Source organism: Thauera sp. 28 (assembly GCF_000310145.2).
Classification (GTDB): Bacteria; Pseudomonadota; Gammaproteobacteria; order Burkholderiales; family Rhodocyclaceae; genus Thauera; species Thauera mechernichensis.
In genome coordinates this window covers 45,035-67,427 of record NZ_AMXA01000018.1, presented here as the reverse complement: position 1 = coordinate 67,427, position 22,393 = coordinate 45,035, and the positions used below count along the sequence as shown (strand labels likewise).

At 65.1% G+C, this 22,393-nt stretch carries 23 protein-coding genes and 2 tRNA genes; 11 read left to right on the top strand and 14 right to left on the bottom strand.

Going from position 1 to position 22,393, the window contains the following annotated elements; all coding sequences use genetic code 11:
- Nucleotides 1-57 precede the first annotated feature (57 nt).
- The gene (locus C662_RS13105) at nucleotides 58-543 is read right to left on the bottom strand and encodes an FKBP-type peptidyl-prolyl cis-trans isomerase (RefSeq protein ID WP_002929884.1); all 486 of its coding nucleotides are present in this window, start codon (nucleotides 541-543) and stop codon (nucleotides 58-60) included.
- A complete protein-coding gene (locus C662_RS13100; protein ID WP_002929883.1) occupies nucleotides 533-1,015 on the bottom strand; it encodes a peroxiredoxin in 483 nt (160 codons plus the stop codon). Before C662_RS13100 ends, C662_RS13105 begins: the two co-directional genes overlap by 11 nt.
- A 249-nt stretch (nucleotides 1,016-1,264) precedes the next feature.
- On the opposite strand from C662_RS13100, the gene C662_RS13095 reads away from it, so the two are divergent.
- The 6 genes from C662_RS13095 to C662_RS13070 all read left to right on the top strand — a co-directional run bounded on the left by C662_RS13095 (nucleotide 1,265) and on the right by C662_RS13070 (nucleotide 7,412).
- Nucleotides 1,265-2,326, top strand: a complete 1,062-nt coding sequence (locus C662_RS13095) for a zinc-dependent alcohol dehydrogenase family protein (protein ID WP_232431611.1) — start codon at nucleotides 1,265-1,267, stop codon at nucleotides 2,324-2,326.
- Nucleotides 2,327-2,434: 108 nt separating this feature from the next.
- Nucleotides 2,435-3,043 (top strand): transcriptional repressor LexA, encoded by a 609-nt coding sequence (gene lexA / locus C662_RS13090; protein WP_198291779.1) that lies wholly within the window; start codon nucleotides 2,435-2,437, stop codon nucleotides 3,041-3,043.
- Nucleotides 3,044-3,100: 57 nt separating this feature from the next.
- The gene (gene imuA / locus C662_RS13085; protein ID WP_002929879.1) at nucleotides 3,101-3,751 is read left to right on the top strand and encodes a translesion DNA synthesis-associated protein ImuA; all 651 of its coding nucleotides are present in this window, start codon (nucleotides 3,101-3,103) and stop codon (nucleotides 3,749-3,751) included.
- An 18-nt stretch (nucleotides 3,752-3,769) separates the two neighbouring features.
- The gene (locus C662_RS13080; RefSeq protein ID WP_002929874.1) at nucleotides 3,770-5,227 is read left to right on the top strand and encodes a Y-family DNA polymerase; all 1,458 of its coding nucleotides are present in this window, start codon (nucleotides 3,770-3,772) and stop codon (nucleotides 5,225-5,227) included.
- 233 nt (nucleotides 5,228-5,460) lie between these two features.
- Nucleotides 5,461-5,988: a hypothetical protein gene (locus C662_RS13075; protein WP_002929872.1), complete on the top strand. Its 528-nt coding sequence runs from the start codon at nucleotides 5,461-5,463 to the stop codon at nucleotides 5,986-5,988.
- Entirely contained in the window at nucleotides 5,985-7,412 is a 1,428-nt protein-coding gene (locus C662_RS13070) for an MATE family efflux transporter (protein WP_002929870.1), read from the top strand. The genes C662_RS13075 and C662_RS13070 overlap by 4 nt, the downstream gene beginning before the upstream one ends.
- A gap of 33 nt (nucleotides 7,413-7,445) precedes the next feature.
- Here C662_RS13070 and C662_RS13065 read toward each other — a convergent pair whose 3' ends face one another.
- From C662_RS13065 to C662_RS13010, 12 genes are all read right to left on the bottom strand, one after another.
- The gene (locus C662_RS13065; protein WP_002929862.1) at nucleotides 7,446-9,251 is read right to left on the bottom strand and encodes a M61 family metallopeptidase; all 1,806 of its coding nucleotides are present in this window, start codon (nucleotides 9,249-9,251) and stop codon (nucleotides 7,446-7,448) included.
- A 199-nt stretch (nucleotides 9,252-9,450) separates the two neighbouring features.
- Nucleotides 9,451-9,525 (bottom strand) — tRNA-Val (locus C662_RS13060).
- Nucleotides 9,526-9,569: 44 nt separating this feature from the next.
- Nucleotides 9,570-9,644, bottom strand: a tRNA-Val gene (locus tag C662_RS13055).
- 279 nt (nucleotides 9,645-9,923) lie between these two features.
- Nucleotides 9,924-10,322: a RidA family protein gene (locus C662_RS13050; RefSeq protein WP_002929861.1), complete on the bottom strand. Its 399-nt coding sequence runs from the start codon at nucleotides 10,320-10,322 to the stop codon at nucleotides 9,924-9,926.
- Between the two features lie 156 nt (nucleotides 10,323-10,478).
- Nucleotides 10,479-10,922 (bottom strand): bacteriohemerythrin, encoded by a 444-nt coding sequence (locus tag C662_RS13045; protein WP_002929859.1) that lies wholly within the window; start codon nucleotides 10,920-10,922, stop codon nucleotides 10,479-10,481.
- A 38-nt stretch (nucleotides 10,923-10,960) separates the two neighbouring features.
- On the bottom strand, nucleotides 10,961-11,533 hold the full coding sequence (locus C662_RS13040) for a hemerythrin domain-containing protein (RefSeq protein WP_002929857.1): 573 nt from the start codon (nucleotides 11,531-11,533) through the stop codon (nucleotides 10,961-10,963).
- A 31-nt stretch (nucleotides 11,534-11,564) separates the two neighbouring features.
- A complete protein-coding gene (locus C662_RS13035) occupies nucleotides 11,565-12,278 on the bottom strand; it encodes an ABC transporter ATP-binding protein (protein ID WP_002929856.1) in 714 nt (237 codons plus the stop codon).
- Entirely contained in the window at nucleotides 12,271-13,047 is a 777-nt protein-coding gene (locus C662_RS13030; RefSeq protein WP_002929855.1) for an ABC transporter ATP-binding protein, read from the bottom strand. Before C662_RS13030 ends, C662_RS13035 begins: the two co-directional genes overlap by 8 nt.
- A complete protein-coding gene (locus C662_RS13025; protein WP_002929851.1) occupies nucleotides 13,044-14,009 on the bottom strand; it encodes a branched-chain amino acid ABC transporter permease in 966 nt (321 codons plus the stop codon). The genes C662_RS13030 and C662_RS13025 overlap by 4 nt, the downstream gene beginning before the upstream one ends.
- Nucleotides 14,010-14,013: 4 nt before the next feature.
- On the bottom strand, nucleotides 14,014-14,880 hold the full coding sequence (locus C662_RS13020) for a branched-chain amino acid ABC transporter permease (RefSeq protein ID WP_002929847.1): 867 nt from the start codon (nucleotides 14,878-14,880) through the stop codon (nucleotides 14,014-14,016).
- A gap of 74 nt (nucleotides 14,881-14,954) precedes the next feature.
- Nucleotides 14,955-16,124, bottom strand: coding sequence for an ABC transporter substrate-binding protein (locus C662_RS13015; RefSeq protein ID WP_002929846.1), 1,170 nt, complete (start codon nucleotides 16,122-16,124; stop codon nucleotides 14,955-14,957).
- Nucleotides 16,125-16,164: 40 nt separating this feature from the next.
- A complete protein-coding gene (locus C662_RS13010) occupies nucleotides 16,165-17,094 on the bottom strand; it encodes a catechol 2,3-dioxygenase (protein WP_002929845.1) in 930 nt (309 codons plus the stop codon).
- Between the two features lie 310 nt (nucleotides 17,095-17,404).
- On the opposite strand from C662_RS13010, the gene benA reads away from it, so the two are divergent.
- The 5 genes from benA to C662_RS12985 all read left to right on the top strand — a co-directional run bounded on the left by benA (nucleotide 17,405) and on the right by C662_RS12985 (nucleotide 22,381).
- Nucleotides 17,405-18,745, top strand: coding sequence for a benzoate 1,2-dioxygenase large subunit (gene benA / locus C662_RS13005; protein ID WP_002929843.1), 1,341 nt, complete (start codon nucleotides 17,405-17,407; stop codon nucleotides 18,743-18,745).
- 14 nt (nucleotides 18,746-18,759) lie between these two features.
- A complete protein-coding gene (benB, locus tag C662_RS13000; protein ID WP_002929839.1) occupies nucleotides 18,760-19,248 on the top strand; it encodes a benzoate 1,2-dioxygenase small subunit in 489 nt (162 codons plus the stop codon).
- A gap of 41 nt (nucleotides 19,249-19,289) precedes the next feature.
- Nucleotides 19,290-20,324: a benzoate 1,2-dioxygenase electron transfer component BenC gene (benC, locus tag C662_RS12995; protein WP_037984620.1), complete on the top strand. Its 1,035-nt coding sequence runs from the start codon at nucleotides 19,290-19,292 to the stop codon at nucleotides 20,322-20,324.
- A gap of 27 nt (nucleotides 20,325-20,351) precedes the next feature.
- Nucleotides 20,352-21,128, top strand: a complete 777-nt coding sequence (locus C662_RS12990) for a 1,6-dihydroxycyclohexa-2,4-diene-1-carboxylate dehydrogenase (protein WP_002929833.1) — start codon at nucleotides 20,352-20,354, stop codon at nucleotides 21,126-21,128.
- 290 nt (nucleotides 21,129-21,418) lie between these two features.
- Entirely contained in the window at nucleotides 21,419-22,381 is a 963-nt protein-coding gene (locus C662_RS12985) for an AraC family transcriptional regulator (protein WP_002929830.1), read from the top strand.
- Nucleotides 22,382-22,393 lie beyond the last annotated feature (12 nt).

The following is a 22,393-nucleotide window of genomic DNA, read 5'->3' as shown; positions in this document are numbered from 1 at the left end:
ACCTTACGGACAGTTCACGAAACAAGGGCCGCTGATGCGGCCCTCTGATCACGATCCTCAGTGGTGATGACCACCGGCCCCATGCACGTGACCGTGGCTGATCTCCTCCGCGCTTGCGGCGCGGACTTCGGCCACCGTGACGTCGAACACGAGCGCAACCCCAGCGAGCGGATGGTTGCCATCGACCACCACCTTGCCGTCGGCGATGTCGGTGATGCGATAGACGAGGTCCTCCTCGCCATCCTCGGACACACGCTCGAAGCTCATGCCGATCTCGATGTTATCGGGGAACAGCTTGGCATCCTCGACCAGGATCAGCTCTTCGTCGTAGTCGCCGAAAGCGTCTTCCGGCTGCAGTTTGACCTGCAGCTTTTCGCCAACCTTCTTGCCGTGCAGGGCCTCTTCGAGCACCGGGAAGATGCCGTCGTAGCCGCCATGCAGATAGACCAGCGGGTGCTGGCCATCGTCGATGACGGCGCCGTCCGGGTCGCGCACGGTGTACTGCAGCGTCACGACGCTGTTCTTGACGATCTCATTTTGCATTGCGGGATTCCAGTTCCTTGACCAATTCAAAAACCGCGGCGGCATGGCCGCGAGGCATCACATCGTAGAGTGCGTGGCGGACCCTGCCTGCCTTGTCGATGATGAAGGTCGACCGCCGCACACCCATCTTCCTGACTCCGTCGACTTCCCGCTCCTGCCAGACCTTGTAAAGCCGGCAAGCCTCGGTGTCCGTATCCGACAACAGGCGAATCGACAGGCCTTCCTTGTCGCGGAACTCGGCATGCGTCAGACAATCGTCGGGGCTCACGCCCACCACGATGCAGTCGTAGCGGGCAAACTCGTCCTCATGGTCGCTGAAATCGGCGGCCTGGAGCGTGCAACCCGGCGTGTTGTCACGGGGATAGAAATAGAGCACCACATTCTGCTTGCCGACCTGCGACGCGAGGTCGAAAATTTCCATGTCGGCATCCGGCAGTGAAAACGCGGGGGCGATGTCTCCGCTCTGCAGCATGTGTTCTCCCTGATGTGGAGGGGATTCTAGCCGAGACACCCGGCCAGCACTACCGGCGTGGAGGTTGACTTGCGATTGGTTCAGCACTGAGAGCTCCTCCCTGGCTTGTTGTCGCGCTTCGGGGTGCCGCCTGCCGACACCATGGAGAAGCAATAGCCCAGATCCGGCCCGGGCTCAAGACGCAGCGCATCATTGCATGGGCGCGGGGCCGGCAATCGATCATCTGCCGCACGGCTACAGAGGGGGCCCATGCCCGAATTCACATACCCCGAGAACCCAGCCCCCGAGGCTCCACCGCCACGCCCTCTCGTCGCCTTGCCCGCAACCATGCGGGCCATGGTGCTCGAGCGCAGTGGCGAACCTCTGCGCGCTCGGGCGCTCGCTCTGCCCCGACCTGGACACGGGCAGGTTCTGCTGCGGGTCGAAGCCTGCGGAGTCTGCCGCACCGACCTGCACCTGGTCGACGGAGAACTACCCGACCCGCTGCTGCCGATGATCCCCGGACACGAGATCGTCGGACGAGTCGCCGCCCTCGGCACGGGGGTGAGCGGCTTGGCCCCCGGCCAGCGCATCGGCGTACCCTGGCTGGGTTGGACTTGCGGCCGGTGCGATTTCTGCACCAGCGCACGCGAGAACCTGTGCGACGAAGCGCGTTTCACCGGCTATCAGATCCAGGGCGGCTATGCCGAATACACCGTGGCCGACGCCCGCTACTGCTTTGCGCTGGACGATGCGCTCGATGCCGCCGAAGCCGCGCCGCTGCTGTGCGCGGGCCTGATCGGTTACCGCGCGCTGGGCCTGGCCGGCGCAGCGCAGCGCATTGGGCTGTACGGCTTCGGTGCAGCCGCCCACATCATCGCCCAGGTGGCACGCTGGCAGGGCCGCGAGGTGTATGCCTTCACGCGCGTCGGCGACACCGCCAGCCAGGCCTTCGCGCACCATCTCGGCGCGACATGGGCCGGTAGCGCTACCGACAAGCCGCCCCACCCTCTCGATGCAGCGCTGATCTTCGCCCCTGCGGGCGAGCTCGTACCCGCCGCCCTGCGTGCGCTGGCCAAGGGCGGCACGGTGGTGTGCGCGGGCATCCACATGAGCGACATTCCGTCCTTTCCCTACGACATCCTGTGGGGCGAGCGCCGCATCGTGTCGGTAGCCAACCTCACCCGCAGCGATGGCGACGCCTTCCTGGCGCTTGCCCCTCGCGTACCTGTCCGTACCGAGATCACCCGTTTTGCGCTCGAAGATGCCAACCTGGCGCTCGAACGGCTCAGGCGTGGCGAGCTTCAGGGCGCAGCCGTGCTCGTGCCCTGAGCGCACATCGCACACCGCAGGATTGATGCGGGTCGGCGCACGGTTGACCGTGATGCTTGCCATTGGCACACAACTGTTTAAAATTACAGCCAGCTCATGGAGGCCGACATGTCTGCCCGCAACGAAACCCTTACCGCACGCCAGCAGGAAATCCTCGACTTCATCCGCAGCACCGTCGAGTCCGAAGGCCGCCCGCCCACCCGCGCCGAAGTCTGCACCGCGTTCGGCTTTCGCTCGCCCAACGCGGCCGAAACCCACCTGCGCGCACTGGCCGCCAAAGGCGCAATCCTGCTCGAGGAAGGCCGCGCCCGCGGCATCCGCCTGGCCGAAGCACTCGGCCTGCCACTGGTCGGACGAGTGGCTGCAGGCAGCCCCATCCTTGCCGCCGAGCATGTCGAGGCCCGCTATCAGCTCGACGCCTCCCTGTTCTCGCCCAAGGCCGACTACCTGCTGAGGGTGCGTGGCATGAGCATGCGTGATGCCGGCATCCTCGACGGCGACCTGATCGCCGTTCACCGCAGCAGCGAGGCCCGCAACGGACAGATCGTCGTTGCCCGCGTCGAGGATGATGTCACCGTCAAGACCCTGCAGCGCAAGGGCGCAGTGGTCGAGCTGCTGCCCGCCAACCCGGATTACACACCCATCGTGGTGGACACCCGGCGCGACGAACTCGTCATCGAAGGGGTCATGGTCGGCCTGATCCGCAAGGATCACTGAGCCCTCGTCACCCAGCGGCTTTAGTCTCATCGTGCCGTCCTGCCCGCATCGCTCCCAATGGCTGCATCCCTGCGCCACGCCCCCTCTGCTGCGCCGCTGGCGGCCCTACTCGACGCCCTGCCCGCCGGCAGCGTCTGGCAGGCCAGCCGGATTGCCGACCATGCAGACACCTGCCATCCGAGCGGTTTCGCCGCGCTCGATCGTGAACTGCCCGGGGGTGGCTGGCCGGCTGGTGCGCTGATCGAACTGCTGCTCGACCAGCCCGGCGTGGGCGAGTTATCCCTGCTGCTGCCGCTGCTCGGCGGCGCCCCTGCCGAGCGCTGGATCACCCTGGTCTCCCCGCCCTTGCTACCCTATGCACCCGCCCTCGCCGACGCTGGCGTCGCCCTCTCGCGGCTGTTGCTGGTTCGCCCGCCACAAGCCAGAGATGCCGTATGGGCTGCACGCCAGGCAGCAGCCTCCGGCAGCTGTGCAGCCGTGCTCGCCTGGCTGCACATGCCGGACAACACGGCGCTGCGCCGACTGCAACTGGCGGCCGAGGCAGGCGCCACACCCTTGTTCCTGTTCCGTCCCCTCGCTGCCGCCCGCCAGTCCTCGCCTGCGGCGCTGCGCCTGTGCCTGACACCCGCGGCCGGCCAGCTCCGGGTCGATATCCTCAAGCGTCGCGGCCCGCCCTTGGCACGCCCGCTCCTGCTGCCGATCCGCTGACGGGCTCCGCCTTTCGCCATGCTCTGGCTCGCCATCCTGCTGCCCGACCTGCCGCTCCAGGTCTTCACCCGTGGCCTGCGCGACGTACCGGCCATCGCCATCACCGCCGACAAGCCTGGCGCGCCGCTGATCGCCGCCAGCGCATCCGCGCAGGCTGCCGGCATCCGTCCCGGGCAGCACGCAACAAGCGCAAGCGCACTGTTGCCCGAGCTCCGCCTGCATGCACGCATGCCACGACGCGAAGCCGAGGCGCTGAACGAGATCGCAAGCTGGGCAGGACGTTTCACCCCACGCGTAAGCCTATCCTCTCCGGATGCGGTACTACTCGAGATCGCCAGCTGCCTGCGCTTGTTCGGCAGCGCTCATGACATCACCACCCAGGTTGCCAGCGGCCTCGCCGCACTTGGCTTTCATGCACGCATCGGCCTTGCTCCCACCCCCCTGGCCGCGCGCTGGTTCGCCCGCTGTGGGCACCCCGCTGGTGAGGACTGGCTGCAGGCCATCGACCAGCTGCCACTGTCCGTTCTCGAGGACGAAGCCGCTTGCGACGCCGACACCCGGGCCCTGCTCGCCGGCCTTGGCCTGCACAGCCTCGGCGAGGCCCGCGACCTGCCTGCAGCCGGGCTGGCGCGCCGCGGCGCCCAGGCAGTGCGCCACTGTCTGGCGCGCGCACGCGGCGAGATGCCCGACCCGCGTCCCTGGTTCGAAGCGGCAGATACGTTCAGCCACGGTCTCGAGTTGCCGGCACCCACCCATCACAGCGAGGCCTTGCTGTTCGCCGCCCGCCGACTGCTTGCCAGCCTGGAAGGCTGGCTGCAGGCGCGACACGCCGCCATCGACCATTGCCAGCTGATCCTCGAGCATGCACATCGCCCCCACAGCAGGCTCGAACTGGTGCTCGGCCAGCCCTGCAGGGATACCGCTGGCCTGCTGGCGATCCTGCGTGAGCAACTGGCCCGCCTGGTACTCGAGGCGGACGTCGGCGCCCTCAGGCTGATTGCCGATCGTCCGCTGGCCGCCATTGCGCGCACAGGTGTGCTGTTCGATGACGTCGGCACCCTGCGCGAGCAGGCCGTCCTGCTGCTCGACCGCCTGCGCGCCCGTCTCGGCCAGTCCAGCGTCCACCTGCTTGCCTCCCAGCCCGACCACCGTCCGGAGTCGGCCTGGCGCCAGGGCGATGCAAGCTGCGCCGGCAGTCCCGCACAACACACCTGCAGCGCACACGCAAACCCCCTCGCACGCGAACACAAGGGGCTGCACGTCCGTCCGCTGTGGCTGCTGCCGGAGCCAAAGCCCATCGAGCGCGCAGACTACGTCCTGCTGAGCGAGGCCGAGCGCATCGAGTGCGGCTGGTGGGACGACCATCCGGTGCACCGCGACTACTACCTCGCAAACAACACGGGCCAAGCCCTGTGCTGGATTTTCCAGGCGCTCGACCCGCCCGGGCGCTGGTTCCTGCATGGTTATTTCGCCTGAGCAACGCGACAACGGGCAATGTCATGCAGGAGATAGCAAGTGGCGGGGACGGGCGTAGTACACTTTGCCCCCTGCCCCTTTTTACCCTCCCCCCAGTATCTTCTGTGCTTCAGACTGCAATCCAGGATCCTGCAAGCACAAACCGACAACCGACGATGCCCCAGCCCCAACAGCCGAGCCCTACCCCGACCGTCCCCTCCTCTTCACGAGCCACCGATCATGCGCAGGATGCTGTGCTGGCAGGCGATCGCAGCCGCAGACGTGCGCTGTTCTGCCTGCTCCTTTGTCTGGTCGCTCTGCCCGCATCGTGGCTGATCTTCTCCGAGCTCGATCGCTTGTGGCCCGAAATCGCCACACTCGAAGGGCCCACCTTCATGGCTGCGACCACCCTGCTCGGCGCTGCCATGGCCCTCGGACCGCTCGCTGCCGCCATCGGCTTCCTGCTTGCCGTCTGGTTCGGCGTCGATAGCGTCTACCAGCCGCGTCGCCATCCCTCGCCCGCACTCGACCGCTTCATCGTCGGCGCCGGGTTGTTCGTGTGGTTCGCTCCCGCCGCCACTGCAGCGGCGATGGCCATCCAGGCCGTGCTGCGTGGCCGCATCCACTTCGTCCGCCCACCACGCGACTACCTGCTTGCCACCGATCCGATCGCATTCTGGCAAGGCGTCGGTTTCTGGCTGATCATGGGCGCCTTGTTCGCGTTTCTCGCCTGGCGCTACTGGCGTCCGCGCTTGTTCCCCAACGCGGCGTCCGAAGATTGACCGTAGCCGGCGCCACGTCCGAAGCCCCTTCGGCGCAGCCTTCGCCGGTTGCCCCGAGCGTACCGGGGGCGCTCGCCATCGGCAGACAGCTGCTGCACCACGCCTGGCCCGTGCTGGTCGCGCAACTGCTGTCGATGAGCATGATGGTGGCCGACACCCTCATCGCCGGCCACTACAGCACCAAGGACCTGGCCGCCGTCGCAGTCGGTAGCGGGCTATACATCTCGGTGGTGATGCTGCTGGTCGGCATCCTGCAATCGGTGGCGCCCACGGTCGCACACCATGTCGGCGCCGACCGTCATGACGAGATCGGTCCCGCCCTGCACCAGGGCTTCTGGCTGGCCCTGATGCTGGCCGTCCCCGGAACCTTGCTGCTCGCCCACCCCGAGGCGTTGCTCGCGCGCGTGGGCGTACCTGCGGACGTTGCCGCCACGGCGAGCAGCTACATGCTGGCTACCGCCTTCGGACTGCCTGCGGTGCTGCTGCACCGCACCTTCTACGCCTTCATCAACGCCCTCGGCCGGCCACGTGTGTTGATGGCGATCAGCTTCATCGCCACCAGCACGCACATCCCGCTGGCGTGGTTCCTCACCCATGGCCTCGGGCCACTGCCCGCACTCGGCGCCCTGGGCTGCGGCATCTCGACCGCACTCGTAAGCTGGCTCGGCTTCGCCTGCGCACTCGCCTACCTGTGGCGAACGCCGATTTACCGGCGCTACCGCATCTTCGAGCGCTGGCAACCGCCACGTGCGCGCGCAATCGGCAGCCTGCTCAGGCTGGGCGTACCGATGGGGCTGTCGACCTTCATCGAGATCACCTCATTCACCCTGATCGCGCTCTTCGTCGCCCGCATCGGCGCCGATGCAGTGGCGGGCCACCGCGTCGTCGCCAACCTCGCCGCCCTCGTCTATATGCTTCCGCTGGCGATGTCGATCGCCACCCTGGTGCTGGTGGGCCAGGCAGCCGGTGCGCGCGACTGGGCGCGCGCACGTGCCACGGTGAGAGTCAGCCTGTGGCTCACCTGCGCATTTGCAGTCACCATCGGAATTGCGCTGTGGCTGGTGCGCGGGCCGGTGATTGCCCTCTCCACCAGCGATCCGGCGGTTCGTGCGGTTGCGCTCGGGCTCATCTTCTACATCTGCATCTACCAGCTCAGCGATGCCATTCAGACCGTCGCCGCCCACGCACTGCGCGGCTTCAAGATCACCCTTCTGCCGATGCTGCTGCACACCGTGTGCTTCTGGGGCATCGGCCTGGCAGGCGGCTACTGGCTGACCTACCACGTCGGCGCACGCACCGAGCAGCCCTCGGTAGCCGGGTTCTGGGAAGCCAGCGTGGCGGCGACGATCCTGGCCTCCGTCCTGTTCGGCCTGCTGCTGCGCAGCGTGCTGCGCCGCCATCGCGAACTCGACCCCGGGCGCTGAGCACCCGCGGCGCCAGCCCCCAGTCGGCCGCGCTCAGCGCCCCAGCCAGCCCTTGCGCAAACGCCGTGCGCGCTCGCCACTGCGCGGTGCGAACCTGAGCACGTACCTGTCTACTGCCGGCGGGTCGAGCTCCACGCTGAAGCGCATCAGCTCATCACGACGGAAGGCGTGCAACTCCACCCGATCGCCCACCTGCCTGCGCTTGAGTTGCGCTTCCAGACCCTTGGAGCTCAGCCTGAGACCATCGAGCGCGATCAGCACGTCGCCCGCCGACAGGCCGGCACGCTGGGCCGGGCCGCCATCGAACACATTGGCGACGCGCACCTCGCCCTCACCCGCGGCCAGCTTGATGCCCAGGCCGGGGGCCTGGATGCTGGCCTCTGCGCCCAGGTCCACTCCGAACCCCTTGAGCAGGCGTTGCAACGGCAGATCCTCCGTACCCTCGACCGTATGCTCAAGCCAGCGCGCCAGGCGCGCACCCAGGCCGGCACCGCCCACCTCGCGCACCGCCTGGTAAATACCGTCCTCGGCGACGCCGATACCGGTCTGGCCATGCTCGACCCACAGGCGGCGCATCACATCGTCCAGGCTGCGTTCGCCCGCACTGCCGGCGCGCAGCTGCAGATCAAGCGCGAGCGCGATCAAGGCGCCCTTGGTGTAGTAGCTGACGATGGCGTTGGGCGCGTTCTCGTCCTGGCGGTAATACTTGGTCCACGCATCGAATGATGATTCGGCCACGCTCTGCTTGAGCCGACCGCTGCCGCGCATCACGTTCGACACCGTCTTGCCCAGCAAACCGAGGTAGTCCTCCGGATCGATCACGCCGCTGCGCACGAGCGCAAGGTCGTCGTAGTAGGACGTGAAGCCTTCGAACGCCCACAGCAGCCTGGTGTGGTTCTCGCGCGACAGATCATAGGGGGCAAAGGCGGCGGGCTTGATGCGTTTGACGTTCCAGGTGTGGAAGTACTCGTGGCTGCACAGGCCGAGAAAGGACTTGTAGCCATCGGGCAGGCCCTGCATCCCTTTCCAGGGTAGATCCTCGCGCGCGCACAGCAGCGCCGTCGAGGCACGATGTTCGAGGCCACCGTAGCCATCGCCGACCACCATGGTCAGGAAGGCGTAGTAATCCACTGGCGCCGGGCGACCGAACAGATCGATCTGCCAGGTGCAGATGCGTGCCAGGTCGGCGCACAGGCGTTCGAGGTCGCAGTCGTGGCGTCCGGTCAGCGCAATGTCGTGGGCGACACCCCCGGCCTCGAAGCGGGCCAGGCTGAAGCAACCCATTTCCACCGGGTGGTCGATGAGTTCGTCGTAGTCGGCGGCAAGGTAGCGCCCGAAGCGGCCGCTGCCCTCTCCGCCTGGGCGTCCATCTGCGGGCGGCAGGCTGGTGATCACCCGCCAGTCGGCGAATTCGGCGCCTTCCGGGCGCTCGATGGTGACTTCGCAGGGCATGTCGGTGCGCCCCTCGACGGCTAGGAACACGCTGGTGCCATTGAAGAAACCATGCGTACGGTCGAGATGGGCGGAACGTACCGACAGATCCCAGGCATAGACCTCGTAGTGCAGCACCAACGGCTCACCGGCGACCGGGTGCGACACGCGCCAGCTGTGCTTGTCGAGCTTCTCGACCGGGCACGGTCGCCCGGCGCTCTCGGCACGCAGACGCACGATACTGCGCGCGAAGTCGCGGATCATGTAGCTGCCCGGAATCCACGCCGGCAGGCGGAACACCTGCCCGCTCGGGTCGGGGTCGGCCACTGTGCAGCTCACCGCAAACAGATGGGCGCCGGGGTTTGACGGGCAAATGCGGTAGGCGACCGCAGGATGAGGGATTGGCATGCGCGTGGTGCTCCGCAGGCGAAGAAGTGGGAGGCAGAAAAATGCGAGCGTTGCGAAGCATACCCCCGCCCGGTCCTGCGGCTCCACTCGCGATGGCGCGCCCAGCGCCGGCAGGAAGCCCTTCGCTGGCGCATGCGATCGATACAGGGCGGTGAACGACAAAGCCGGCGCGAAGGGCGCCGGCTTTGTCGTGGTGTGCTGGTGGGCGGTACTGGGATCGAACCAGTGACCCCTGCCGTGTGAAGGCAGTGCTCTACCGCTGAGCTAACCGCCCGATCGCTGCGTGATCGGTCTTGCCGGGGGCCACGACCGCAGTCGTGGTGGGCGGTACTGGGATCGAACCAGTGACCCCTGCCGTGTGAAGGCAGTGCTCTACCGCTGAGCTAACCGCCCCCATGCAAAGAGGCCGCATTCTAGAAGGCGGTTAGGAGGGCGTCAAGCGTCAGGGTGAGCGTTTTAGGGCGCATCAGCGCCACAGGCCGGTGAAAGTGCAGCAGCCCCACTCACTTGACCAGCGCCACGAAGTCCTGCCGCTCCATCAGCCACGAGACAACGCAGCCGGCGACCCGCGCACCCAGCACTGAAACATGGCTGGCGTCCTCCTCAGCATGGGCGGCTCCAGGCCATGCCCACACTCGCTGGCGCGGCAAGACCGGGGCCGGGAGTGCGCTTTCAGCGCGCGGCGATGACATCAACCTCGACCACCAGACCTTCGAAGGCGAGGCGCTCGATGCCGAGCAGGGTCACCGCCGGCGGACGCTCGGGATGGAAGTAGGCCGAGCGGATCTCGCGGATGCGGGTAGTCTGGGCCGGCTGCAGCCCGACCAAGTAGATCGTCACGTGCACCAGGTCATGCATGCTCGCGCCCTGGGCGCGCAGGGCGATCTCGATATTGTCGAGCGTGCCCTTTAGCTGGGCCTCCAGGTCGTCCGGGTTGCGCACCTTGCCGTCGCAGTCGCAATCGACCTGGCCGGAGACGAAGATCGTGCGCTGTGCGCCGCAGACCGAGTAAGTCTGGCTGAACGCCTTGCCGCTGAAGAGTTCGGGCGGGTTGATGGCTTTGTGTTCCATGTGCTGGCCTCTCGATGCAGAAGGGTTGTCGTTAAAAAAATGGCCCGCCGAGGCGGGCCAAACCCGAAATCCTCCCGACGCCCCACCAGGCGGGGACGCCGGAAGCAACCACGACAAAAACGTGATTCCGGGGAGGGAGATGACTGTATGAAGTGCTCAGCTGCTCTTTGCGCTCTCGCGTCGGAAGACCAGCGGCGCACCGCCGTGCGAGCGCTTCACCATCCACAGCGCGAGCGCAGAGTCCATGTAGTCGGCATGCCCCGGGAACCAGTCCTTGAGCGCGACCGCAAGCTCACGGACCACCTCGACCTTGCCCTCAGCGAGCAATTGCTGCACTTCGCGTACCGAGGCGAGCACCTTGGCGTGCTCATCGACATGGCAGTCGCGCGCCGGGAAACCATCGACGTCCATCCAACGGTTCTCTTGCTCGAAGTGGGCCTCGGCATGGGCTGCAAAGGCGTCGAGCGCAGCCGCGAGCTGTGCATCCTCGACGGTCAGCAAGGCATCGACCAGGCTGACGAACTCGCGATGGGTGTCATCCATCGCGTTGTAGCCCAGCAAGTAACGGTCGTCCCAGTCGAATCCTGCGTGTTCGGTCATGCCCATGATGCTCCAGAGTTGGCGCCGCCCGCGGCGACTCAGCCGCCAAGTCCGACGGGTGCGGGCGCGATGTTGACGATCTTCGAGAACAACGCCCGGTATTCGCCGGCTGCGCCTTCCCAGGGGTTCTGGTTACTGAGGAAGGCGGCGTCGATCTCGGCCCAATCCTCCGCGGTCAGATGCGCCTTGGCAAGGGGGAACACCTCACGCTCTTCGGTGTTCATGTGCTTCCATTCCTGCTCGATGTAGGTCTTGAGCGCCTCGTGGTAGCCCTGGAAGCCCGCATCGCCCTGCTGGCGATAGCTGGCGAGCGCGTCGCGCAAGGTGGCCATGCGCGCGTCGCCCTGGCGATGCTCGGTCTCCAGACGCTCGATCACCGGCAGTGCCTCGGCGCAGCGCTGGCGCAGCTTGGCGAAGAGGTACTGGTCCTCTTTCGGGTGGTGCACCTTCTCCGGCACCTTGTCGATGTACTCGATCATCGACTCGAGCAGGTCGTAGTCTGGCTTCAGGCGCCCGGCTTCGATGCCAGAGGCGATCGATCGCAGGCCGCTGAGCATGGCGGCGAGCGCGCGGTGCTCGTCGTGGATGATGTCGAGTGACTTGATGGTCATGGCGTATCTCTCCTGCTGTGGCACATCCGGCTCAGACGCCGAGGTGCTTCTGGATCAGTTCGGGCTGGGCGCGGATCTCGTCGCTGGTGCCGTCGAACACCACCTGCCCCTTCACCAGGATCATCGCGCGGTCGCAGATGCTGGTGACTGCGCCGTGGTTCTTGTCCACGATCACGGTGGCGATCCCGGTCCTGCGGATCTCCTTGACGATGCGCCAGATCTCCATGGCGATCAGCGGCGCCAGGCCCTCGGTGGCCTCGTCGAGGATAAGCAGGTCGGGGTTGGTCATCAGCGCGCGGCCGATGGTGAGCATCTGCTGCTCGCCCCCCGACAGTTGCCAGCCACCGTTGTTGATGCGCTCACCCAGGCGCGGGAAGGTCTCCATGACGCGCTCGAAGGTCCATTCGCGGCGACCGTCGATGCCGGCACGCGCCGACATCAGCAGGTTCTCGCGCACGGTCAGGCTCTTGAAGATGCCACGGCCTTCGGGCACGTAGGCGATGCCCTGCTGCGCAGTCTGGAAGGTGCGCGCGCGGCTGTAGTCGTCACCACGCACCAGCACCCGGCCATGCCTGGGCCTGACGATGCCGAGCATGCTCTTGATCAGCGTCGACTTGCCCATGCCGTTGCGACCCATGAGCGCGATGCCCTCGCCTTCGCGGATACTGAAGTCGATGCCGTGCAGGATGTGGCTGGCACCGTAATAGGTATGAACTTCCTTGGCTTCGAGCAGCATGTTAGACATGGAAGCTGTCCTCCGTACCCAGATAGGCCTGCTGGACGGCCACGCTGGCCTTGATCTGTGCGGGCGGACCGCACTCCAGCAACTGACCATTGACCATCACCGTGATCCTGTCGGCGACTGCGAACACGGCGTCCATGTCGTGCTCGACGAGCAGGATGCCGCGCGTCTGGGGCAGGCGCTTGAGCACCGCGACCATGCTCGCGGACTCTTCCGAGCCCATGCCGGCGAGCGGCTCGTCGAGCAGCAGCACCTGGGCGTCGGTGGCGAGCACCATGGCGATCTCGAGCTGGCGCTGTTCGCCGTGGCTGAGCACGCCCGACAACCAGTCTACGCGCCTGCCGAGGCCGGCCTCCTCGATGCAGGCGCGCGCCTTCTCCAGCGCCCACTGCTGCTCCATGGCCTTGCTGAAGATGCGCCACGGCTGCTGGCGGCGCGACTGCGCGGCAAGGCGCACGTTTTCAAGCACGGTGAACTGAGGGAAGATATTGGTGCGCTGGTAGCTGCGCCCGATGCCTTCCTGCGAGCGCTGCGCCGCGCTGAGCCGGGTGATGTCCTTGCCCAGGTAGCGGATCTCGCCTTCGGAGGGCGGCAGGTCGCCCGACAGCATGTTGATGCAGGTCGACTTGCCTGCCCCGTTGGGGCCGAGCAGCACGTGGATCATGCCGCGCTCGAGGGTGACGTCGATATCCTGGTTGGCCACCAGGCCGCCGAAGCGACGCGTGAGCTTGCGCGCCTCGAGCAACACTTCGTTCTTGCTGGTCTGGCTCATTTTGCGCCACCTCCCTGCAGGGCGCGCTTGATGCGGCCCGGAATTGCGGTCAGCCCACCCGGCAGAAAGAGCACCAGGGCCACGATGACGCCCCCCATCAGCAGCTGCCAGTATTTGGTGATATCGGCAAAGAACTCGCGCATGGCCTCGAAGGCGAAGGCGCCCAGTACCGCACCCGCAAGGTTGCCCATGCCGCCCAGGATCACCATCAGCAGTACGTTGCCCGACTCGTGCCACGACAGCAGTTCGGGGGTGACGAAGCCGAACAGGACCGCGTAGAGGAAGCCGGCGACCCCGCCCAGCGCGCCCGCCAGGGTGAATGCGGCCAGCTTGTAGCCGAAGGTGAAGTAACCCAGCGACTGCATGCGGTGCTCGTTGCTCTTGATGCCCATGAGCACGCGACCGAAGGGCGACTGCAGCACGCGATGAAGAAACAGGTACACCAGCAGCATCATGACGAGCACGAAATAGAACATGTGCAGCTCGTTATCCAGGTCGAAGGGGACCCAGCTGCCGATCGCCGCGGTCGGCCGTGCGTCCACATAGACGCCGTCCGAGCCACCGCCCAGGGGCGTGTCATGGAACACGAAGTACGCCATCTGGGCGAAGGCGAGCGTGACCATGATGAAATAGATGCCCTTGGTACGGATCACGAAGATGCCGATCACGAGCGCAGCTGCAGCCGACAGCAGGATGGCCGCGGGCAGCATCACCCACAGGCTCATCTGACCGAACTTGGCGGTAAACAGGGCCACCGAGTAGGCGGCGATGCCGAAGTAGGCCGCATGGCCGAAGCTCACCAGGCCGGTGAAGCCCACCAGCAGGTCCAGGCTCATGGCGAAGATCGCCATGAGCAGCATCTTCGCCACCAGTTCGACGTAGAAGGACTCGCCCGAGATGGGCACACAGGCAATCGCGGCGACCGCGATGAGCTTGACGATGAGGGAAGCATTGACGTTCATGATCTCAGCCCTTCTTCAGGATGCCTTCGGGGCGCCACAGCAGGACCACGGCCATGACCAGGTACACGATCATTCCGGAGATCTCGGGCAGCAGAACCTTGCCGAAGGTGTCAGCGAAGCCGACGATCAGCGCAGCAACCAGCGCGCCCCACACCGAACCGATGCCGCCGATGACGACGATGACGAAGGAGATGATCAGCACATGGCTGCCCATGTTCGGGAACACCGAGGAGATCGGTGCGGCGAGCATGCCGGCGAGCGCAGCCAGGGCCACCCCGAGCGCGAACACCACGCGATAGATCATGTTGATGTTTATGCCCAGCGCCTCGACCATGCTGCGGTCGTCATTGCCGGCGCGGATCATCATGCCCAGGCGGGTACGCTGAATGACGTAGTAGAGCGCCACCGCGAGCACGATGCAGACGACCGAGATGGCCAGGCGATACACCGGATAGCTCATCACCTCGGTGAGCTGGATAGACGCGTCGAGGAAGGCCGGGATGGCCACGCCGTGCACGTCATCGCCCACCAGCAGGCTGCGCAGCTGCTCGAAGATCAGGATGAGGCCGTAGGTGAGCAGCACCTGCTCGAGGTGGTCACGCTTGTAGAGGTGGGAAAACAGCGCCCACTCCAGGAGAGCACCGAAAATCAGTGCCAGCGGAATGCCAAGCGCAATAGCCAGCACCAGGCTGCCGGTCGCGCTCGTAAGCACGAAGGCCAGGTAGGCGCCGATCATGTAGAAACTGCCGTGCGCCAGGTTGATGATGCCCATGATGCCGAACACCAGCGTCAGCCCGCTCGCCACCAGAAAAAGCAGCAAGCCGTACTGCAGCGAGTTCAGCACCTGGATCAGGAAGCTCGCGAAATCCATGACTATCCCCCGCCCGGCAGGCGCAAGCCTGCCGGGACGACGTATGCGTTGAGTTGGGAAGGGAAGCGGGACGCTTACATGCTGCAGCCGCGGGCAGGATCCTCGAGCCCGGCGGAGACGACCTCGACGACGGCGTTCTTGCCGTCCTTGACCTCGCGCAGGTAGATGTCCTGCACCGGGTTGTGGGCCTTGGACAGGGTGAAGCTGCCGCGCGGGCTGTCGATGGTGGCTGCGCGGATGCCGTCGATCACGGCGTCGAGCTTGCCAGGGTCGCCATTGGCGGCCTTGAGACCGGCGTGGTACATCTGCGCCGCATCGTAGCCCTGCACCGCGTAGACGTCCGGCTGCGCCTTGTAGGCAGCGGCGTAAGCGGTACGGAAGGCGTTGTCACGCTCAGTATTGAGGCCGTCGGCGTAGTGCAGCGTGGTCTGCAGCCCCTCGCCGGCGCCCCCCATGGCCGCAACATCCTCGCTCAGAAAGCCCGGGCCATAAAGCGGGATGCTGCCCTTGAGGCCTGCTGCAGCGTAATCGCTCACGAACTTGGCGGCGCCAGCGCCGGCGAAGAAGACAAACACGGCGTCGGGCTTGAGCGCGGCGATCTCGGTGAGGAAGGGCTGGAACTCCACGTTCGGGAAGGGCAGGCTCATGTCCTTGACGATCTTGCCGCCACCCTTGGTGAAGCCCTCGGTGAAGCCTTCGACCGACTCGGTGCCGAAGGAGTACTTCCATGCCAGGGTGACGACGTTCTTGACGCCGCGCTTGGCGAGCGCCTCACCCATTGCGTAGGACGGCTGCCAGGCCGAAAAGGAGGAACGGAACACGTAGGGCGAGCACTGCGCACCCGTGATCTCGTTGGCGCCGGCGTTGGGCACGATCATCAGCGTCTTGGTGTTGGCGGCGACGCGCGCGGCGGCAAGCGCCACGCCCGAGTGCACCGAACCGATCAGCACGTCGACCTTGTCGCGGGTTACCAGGCGACGGGCGATCTCGGTGGCACGCGCCGGGTTGGATTCGTCGTCCACAACAACGTACTGCACCTCGCGGCCGGCGAGCTTGCCACCGTTCTCCTCGACGTACTGCTTGAAGCCGTTGGTGATGTTGTTGCCGAGTGCCGCGAAGGTGCCGGTGTAGGGCAGCATCAGGCCGACCTTGACCTTGTCCTGCGCCAGCGCCGACCCCATGCCGGTCGTCACGAGCGCGGCACCAAGGATCAGGTTGCAAACGATTTTATAGTGCTTGTCCATTTGTCTCTTCCTTTGGAGCAGTTTCGAATTTGGGTCAGGCTCAGGTCACGACGGTGAGGAAGCGCTCGTTGAGCTTGCGGTCGTGATAGAAGATGCCCGCGCCGACCTCGTCGAAGGTCCAGGTGATCGGGGCATGGTCAGGGTAGGTCTCGTAGCCGCCGCAGAAGGTCTCGAAACGGTTGCCGGAGGGGTCGAAGGCGTAGATCGTGGTACCACGGGTGATGCCGTGGCGGGTCGGGCCAATATCGATCGATACACGGTTCATCGACATGATGTCGGCCGCACGCAGCACCTGCTCCCAGCTGTCAAGCAGGAAGGACAGGTGGTGTAGCTTGCCTGGCTCCGGGTGGGCGACGAAAGCGAGGTCGTGCGCCTTGTGCGAACAGGAAATGAAGGTCGCCAGCAGCGACTTGCCGTCCTCGAGCAGCACGCGCTCGACGAGGTGGAAGCCCAGTACCTCGGTGAACAGCTTGAGGTTGTCCTCCAGGTTCGGACCGTAAAGCAGGCAGTGATCGAAGCGATGCGGCGCGATGCCGTGCTCTGCGGCCGGAATCCACGGATCAGGGTTGGTGTAGGGCTGGCCGTTGCCCACGTCGGTCTTGTCGGCGTAAAGCTCCATGACGTGACCCGTCGGAATGGTGAAACGCACGCGCTCGCCAGTCTCCAGCAGTTCGCCAGCCGGGATGCGCTCGGTCTGCACGCCGTAGGCCTGGAGATCCTTGTCGAGTTGTTCGAGGGTGGCCCTGTCCTTGACCTTGAAACCCATCAGGTCCATGCCTGCCTGCTCGGCTTCGCGCAGGACCACGCTGTTGTGATCACGCTCGTCCCAGGCCTTGAAGTAGACGCGGCCAGCGGCGTCACGGCCCGTCTCGACCAGTCCGAGCACGTTCCGGTAAAAATTGACACTCTCATCCAGGTCCAGCACACGCAGCTGGATATGTCCGGGACGCATCACACCACTTGTCGCCATTTCCTCTCTCCTTGTGGTCAGGGGGCGGGAGGCCTTCCGCGTGCTCGGGCACCGCGACGGCCTCGCCATTCACGCAGCACCGGGTCCTGGCCGGCAAACGCTTTGCGATGGCGCCCGGGCTTCGTGTGGAGCGCAGATTAGGCGGTGCCGGGGAACGGCAATATCCAGTTTCTGCACGATGCTTATCCGCTTTGTGCACGCAACGGCGTATGCAAGGAGTGGATAGCGATCGTGCAGAAACTGGATATTTCGCCGCCGCCGCCCTACCTACGATGCGGACTCCGTACTAACACCATCGGAGACCTCGGCGATGATCACAATGGAATACCTGGACGCACTGATCCAGAAGGACAAGGCCCAAGGCCTGTTCCGCTGCAAGCGTGAAATGTTCACCAGCCGCGAACTGTTCGAGCTGGAGATGAAGCACATCTTCGAAGGCAACTGGGTCTATCTCGCACACGAGAGCCAACTGCCGAAGATCAACGATTACTACACGACGAAGATTGGCCGCCAGCCGGTGTTCATCACCCGCAACAAGGACAACCAGCTCAACTGCTTCATCAACGCCTGCGCCCACCGCGGCGCCACACTCGCGCGCTTCAAGCACGGCAACAAGGCCACCTACACCTGCCCCTTCCACGGCTGGACCTTCAACAACTCGGGCAAGCTGCTCAAGATCAAGGATCCGACCGAGACCGGCTATCCGGAGAGCTTCAACTGTGAGGGCTCGCACGACCTCAAGAAGATCGCCCGCTTCGAGTCCTATCGCGGCTTCCTGTTCGGCAGCCTGAATGCCGACGTGCCGCCGCTGGAAGCCTTCCTCGGCGAATCGAAGGCGATCATCGACATGATCGTCGACCAGTCGCCCGAAGGTCTTGAGGTGCTACGCGGCTCGTCCACCTATGTGTACGAGGGCAACTGGAAGCTGCAGGCCGAGAACGGCGCCGACGGCTACCACGTCACCGCCACGCACTGGAACTACGCCGCCACCCAGGCGCAGCGTAAAAGCCGCGACGCCGGTGACGACATCAAGGCGATGAGCGCCGGCGGCTGGGCCAAGAAGGGCGGCGGTTCATACTCCTTCGAGAACGGCCACCTGCTGCTGTGGACGCGCTGGGACAACCCCGAGGACCGTCCGCTGATGGAACAGCGCGACCGCCTGGTCGCCGAGTTCGGTGAGGCCAAGGCCGACTGGATGATCGGCAACTCGCGCAACCTGTGCCTGTACCCGAACGTGTACCTGATGGACCAGTTCAGCTCGCAGATCCGCGTGTTCCGCCCGCTCGACGTCAATCGCACCGAAGTCACCATCTACTGCATCGCGCCCAAGGGCGAGTCGGCCGAAGCGCGTGCGCGCCGCATCCGCCAGTACGAGGACTTCTTCAACGCCTCGGGCATGGCCACCCCGGACGACCTCGAGGAATTCCGCGCCTGCCAGGAAGGCTTCATGGGCCGCGCCCTTGAGTGGAACGACATGGCGCGCGGCGCCGAGCACTGGGTAGAAGGCCCGGACGAGGAAGCCGACAAGATCGGCCTCAAGCCCATCCTCTCGGGCGTCAAGACCGAGGACGAAGGCCTGTACGTGGCGCAGCACACTTACTGGCTGGAGCAGATGAAGAAGGCCCTTGCGGCCGAACAAGCACAAGCCTGAGCGGAGACGAGAAAATGAGCCTGAGCTACCAAGACCTGTGTGCCTTCCTGTACCGCGAAGCCCGTTACCTGGACGATCGCGACTGGGACAGCTGGCTGGCGATGTACGACGAGAACTGCACCTTCTGGATGCCCGCCTGGGATGACGACGGCGAGTTGACCGAAGACCCCCAGTCCGAAATCTCGCTGATCTGGTACGGCCGCCGTGCCGGCCTGGAAGACCGCGTATTCCGCATCCGCACCGAGCGTTCGAGCGCGACCATCCCCGACACCCGCACCAATCACCACATCAGCAACATCGAGGTGCTGGCGCAGGACGGCAACACGGTCAAGCTGCGCTTCAACTGGCACACCATGAGCGTGCGCTACAACCACACCGACCACTTCTGCGGCACGAGCTTCTACACCCTCGACGTATCGGGCGCCAACCCGGTGATCAAGTTCAAGAAGGTCGTTCTGAAGACCGACTACATCCGTCACGTCATCGACGTGTACCACGTCTGATAACGAGGGCGGGGCGCCAGCCTGCACAGACAGCGGCGACCCTGCCCCATCCCGGAGAGACAACCAGGACATTCAAGATCGCGCTGAACTTCGAGGACGGCGTCACCCGCTTCATCGACTGCAACGCCACCGAGACGGTGGCCGACGCCGCTTACCGCCAGGGCGTCAACGTCCCAATCGACTGCCGTGACGGCGCCTGTGGCGCGTGCAAGTGCAAGGCCGAATCCGGCCAGTACGAGCTCGGCTTTTACATCGACGACGCGATGAGCGAAGAAGAGGCCAGGCTCGGCTACGTCCTCACCTGCCAGATGCACCCCAAGAGCGACTGTGTGGTGAACGTGCCCGCCTCGTCCGAGGTGTGCAAGATCAAGCACGCTACCCTCACCGCCACCGTGGCCGAAGTGCGCCAGCTGTCGCCGAGCACGCTCTCCCTGGTGCTCCAGGGTGAAGGCATCGCCAAGCTCGCTTTCCTGCCCGGCCAGTACGCCAACCTCACCGTGCCCGGCACCGAGCAGACGCGCGCCTACTCCTTTAGCTCGATGCCTGCCGAGAGCAAGGTCAGCTTCCTCATCCGCAACGTACCCAACGGCCTGATGAGCGGCTACCTCACCGGCACCGCCAAGGCCGGCGACACCATCAAGCTCGCCGGCCCGATCGGCAGCTTCTACCTGCGCGACGTCGCACGCCCGGTGCTGATGCTCGCCGGCGGCACCGGCCTCGCGCCCTTCCTCGCCATGCTCGACAAGCTCGTCACCGGCGGTGGCAGCGCCCACCCGATCCACCTCATTTACGGCGTCAACACCGACGCCGACGTGGTCGAGCTCGAGCGCCTGGATGCCTTCAAGGCCGCGCTGCCCAACTTCAGCTACGACGTATGCGTCGTCGCCGATGACAGCAGCTGGCCGAAGAAGGGCTACGTCACCGCCCACATCGAGCCGGCCCACCTTGACCACGGCAATGTCGACATCTACCTGTGCGGCCCCCCGCCGATGGTCGAGGCTGTGGCCCATGACCTGCGCGAACGCAAGGTCGAGCCGAACAGCTTCCACTACGAGAAGTTCGCCGCCAGCGTCTGAGCGCTGCCCATCCCGTCAGGAGCGACAATGGCAAACCGTTTCAAGAAGAAAGTGGCCGTGATCACCGGTGCCGCACAAGGCATCGGCAAGCGGGTCGCCGAGAAGATGGCCAAGGAAAAGGGCACCCTGGTGCTGGTCGACCGCTCGGAGATCGTGCATGAGGTGGCCAAGGAACTGTCAACGAAGGTGGAGGTGCTGAGCCTCACGGCCGACCTCGAGCAGTTCTCCGAGTGCAAGCGGGTCATGGATGCCGCGGTGGAGAAGTTCGGCTGCATCGACATCCTGATCAACAACGTCGGCGGCACGATCTGGACCAAGCCCTTCGAGCACTATCAGGAGGATCAGATCGAGGCCGAGGTGCGACGCTCGCTGTTCCCCACCCTGTGGTGCTGCCGCGCAGCCCTGCCCCACATGCTGGACAAGGGCAAGGGTTCGATCGTGAATGTGTCATCAATCGCCACCCGCGGCGTCAACCGCGTCCCCTATGGGGCGGCCAAGGGCGGCGTAAATGCCCTTACCGCCTGCCTGGCCTTCGAGACCGCAGAGCGCGGTATCCGTGTCAATGCGACCGCCCCCGGTGCCACCGAGGCTCCGCCGCGTCTGGTGCCGCGTAACACGGAAAAGCAGAGCGAGGATGAGAAGCGCTGGTACAAGCAGATCTACAGCCAGTCGATCGACAGCAGCCTGATGAAGCGCTACGGTACGCTGGACGAGCAGGCCGATCCGATCCTGTTCCTCGCCTCCGACGACTCGGCCTACATCACCGGCACCGTCATCCCGGTCGGAGGTGGCGACCAGGGCTGATCACCCCCGGCAACGTCCCTGGCAAGGCCGTAGCGCATCATTGCGCTGCGGCCTTGCCACGTTTACAGGCCAGCAACCGTTCGTTCAGACTATGCGGCCATAGACAAAATTTTTTATCGAGAATAAACTCGAGATTCCAAAAATTCTCGACGCACAGCGCAGAACTGGGCGACGGGAGATAGCCCCACCGGGAGAGAGATGATGCGCGCACGAGAGACTACCTTGGCCTTGCCTGCAACTGCGGGGGCCGCATCGGACCGATCGCCTGTTCTACGCGCCGGGGTCTGATCATGCCCCTGGCCTTCCTGAACGCCAAAAGCAGCATCTTCAATGGTGCCAATCCTTTCGAGGTGTCGGACTACGTGCGCGCGAACGTGGGGTCTCATAGCCTGAGCCTGAGTTCGCGCAGTCAGGGCAGCGCGTCACTTTCGCATCGCAAGGCCGGTGGACTCGACCTGTGCCGGCTGAGCTATGGCGCCCGTGCGCGCGTGATCTCCGAGGGGCTGGCCGACATCTACCACCTCCAGTTCATTCTGCGCGGCTACTGTCGCTACACCCTGCCCCACACCACGCTTGACCTGTCGGCCGGGCATTTCCTGCTGCTAAACCCGGACGACCCGCTCGACATCACCTACTCCGAGGACTGTGAGAAATTCATCGTCAAGTTACCCGCGACGATGCTCGGTGACGCTTGTGCAGAGCATCGCTGGACCCGCTCGCGCGAACGCATCACCTTCAAGCAGGTGCCTTACCGCTTCCAGGAGCTCGAGAGCCTCATCGTTCTGCTCCAGCTCATCTGCGAAGAAGCCGAGTCTGCCCTGACGACCCCCCAGATGCTCCAGCATTACAACCGCGTGGTCACGACCAAGCTCATGACCATGCTCGAACACAACCTGGGGCTCGAGGAGCCCTGCCAGCATGCGCCGTGTTTCGAGCGTCTCGTGCAGTACATCAACGACAACATCAAGCAGGACATCAGCGCCGAGCAGCTCTCCCACTTTTCCCGCCTGAGCCTGCGCTCGCTCTATCTGTTGTTCGAGAAGAACGCGAAGACGACGCCAAAGCAGTTCATCCGCCAGAAAAAGCTCGAGCATGTGCACGCGCCCCTGACCAATCCCGCGAGCAAGGCGCCCAACGTCACTGCAGTTGCACTCGAGTATGGATTCACCCACCTCGGCCGATTCTCGGAACTCTACAGATCCACCTTCGGTATGTTGCCGTCGGAGGCAATGAGGTCCCGTCTGTCCAGCTAAGCGCGGGCACGA

Excerpts from the sequence above, each read along its gene's own strand:
- C662_RS13105 (WP_002929884.1), bottom strand. The coding sequence starts at position 543 with ATGCAAAATGAGATCGTCAAGAACAGCGTCGTGACGCTGCAGTACACC.
- C662_RS13030 (WP_002929855.1), bottom strand. The coding sequence starts at position 13,047 with ATGAGCCAGACCAGCAAGAACGAAGTGTTGCTCGAGGCGCGCAAGCTC.
- C662_RS12985 (WP_002929830.1), top strand. The coding sequence starts at position 21,419 with ATGCCCCTGGCCTTCCTGAACGCCAAAAGCAGCATCTTCAATGGTGCC.
- C662_RS13015 (WP_002929846.1), bottom strand. The coding sequence starts at position 16,124 with ATGGACAAGCACTATAAAATCGTTTGCAACCTGATCCTTGGTGCCGCG.
- C662_RS13010 (WP_002929845.1), bottom strand. The coding sequence starts at position 17,094 with ATGGCGACAAGTGGTGTGATGCGTCCCGGACATATCCAGCTGCGTGTG.
- C662_RS13100 (WP_002929883.1), bottom strand. The coding sequence starts at position 1,015 with ATGCTGCAGAGCGGAGACATCGCCCCCGCGTTTTCACTGCCGGATGCC.
- C662_RS13050 (WP_002929861.1), bottom strand. The coding sequence starts at position 10,322 with ATGGAACACAAAGCCATCAACCCGCCCGAACTCTTCAGCGGCAAGGCG.
- C662_RS13065 (WP_002929862.1), bottom strand. The coding sequence starts at position 9,251 with ATGCCAATCCCTCATCCTGCGGTCGCCTACCGCATTTGCCCGTCAAAC.
- C662_RS13025 (WP_002929851.1), bottom strand. The coding sequence starts at position 14,009 with ATGAACGTCAATGCTTCCCTCATCGTCAAGCTCATCGCGGTCGCCGCG.
- C662_RS13080 (WP_002929874.1), top strand. The coding sequence starts at position 3,770 with ATGCTCTGGCTCGCCATCCTGCTGCCCGACCTGCCGCTCCAGGTCTTC.
- C662_RS13020 (WP_002929847.1), bottom strand. The coding sequence starts at position 14,880 with ATGGATTTCGCGAGCTTCCTGATCCAGGTGCTGAACTCGCTGCAGTAC.
- C662_RS13040 (WP_002929857.1), bottom strand. The coding sequence starts at position 11,533 with ATGACCATCAAGTCACTCGACATCATCCACGACGAGCACCGCGCGCTC.
- C662_RS13035 (WP_002929856.1), bottom strand. The coding sequence starts at position 12,278 with ATGTCTAACATGCTGCTCGAAGCCAAGGAAGTTCATACCTATTACGGT.
- lexA (WP_198291779.1), top strand. The coding sequence starts at position 2,435 with ATGTCTGCCCGCAACGAAACCCTTACCGCACGCCAGCAGGAAATCCTC.
- C662_RS13045 (WP_002929859.1), bottom strand. The coding sequence starts at position 10,922 with ATGACCGAACACGCAGGATTCGACTGGGACGACCGTTACTTGCTGGGC.
- benA (WP_002929843.1), top strand. The coding sequence starts at position 17,405 with ATGATCACAATGGAATACCTGGACGCACTGATCCAGAAGGACAAGGCC.
- benB (WP_002929839.1), top strand. The coding sequence starts at position 18,760 with ATGAGCCTGAGCTACCAAGACCTGTGTGCCTTCCTGTACCGCGAAGCC.
- imuA (WP_002929879.1), top strand. The coding sequence starts at position 3,101 with ATGGCTGCATCCCTGCGCCACGCCCCCTCTGCTGCGCCGCTGGCGGCC.
- C662_RS12990 (WP_002929833.1), top strand. The coding sequence starts at position 20,352 with ATGGCAAACCGTTTCAAGAAGAAAGTGGCCGTGATCACCGGTGCCGCA.
- C662_RS13095 (WP_232431611.1), top strand. The coding sequence starts at position 1,265 with ATGCCCGAATTCACATACCCCGAGAACCCAGCCCCCGAGGCTCCACCG.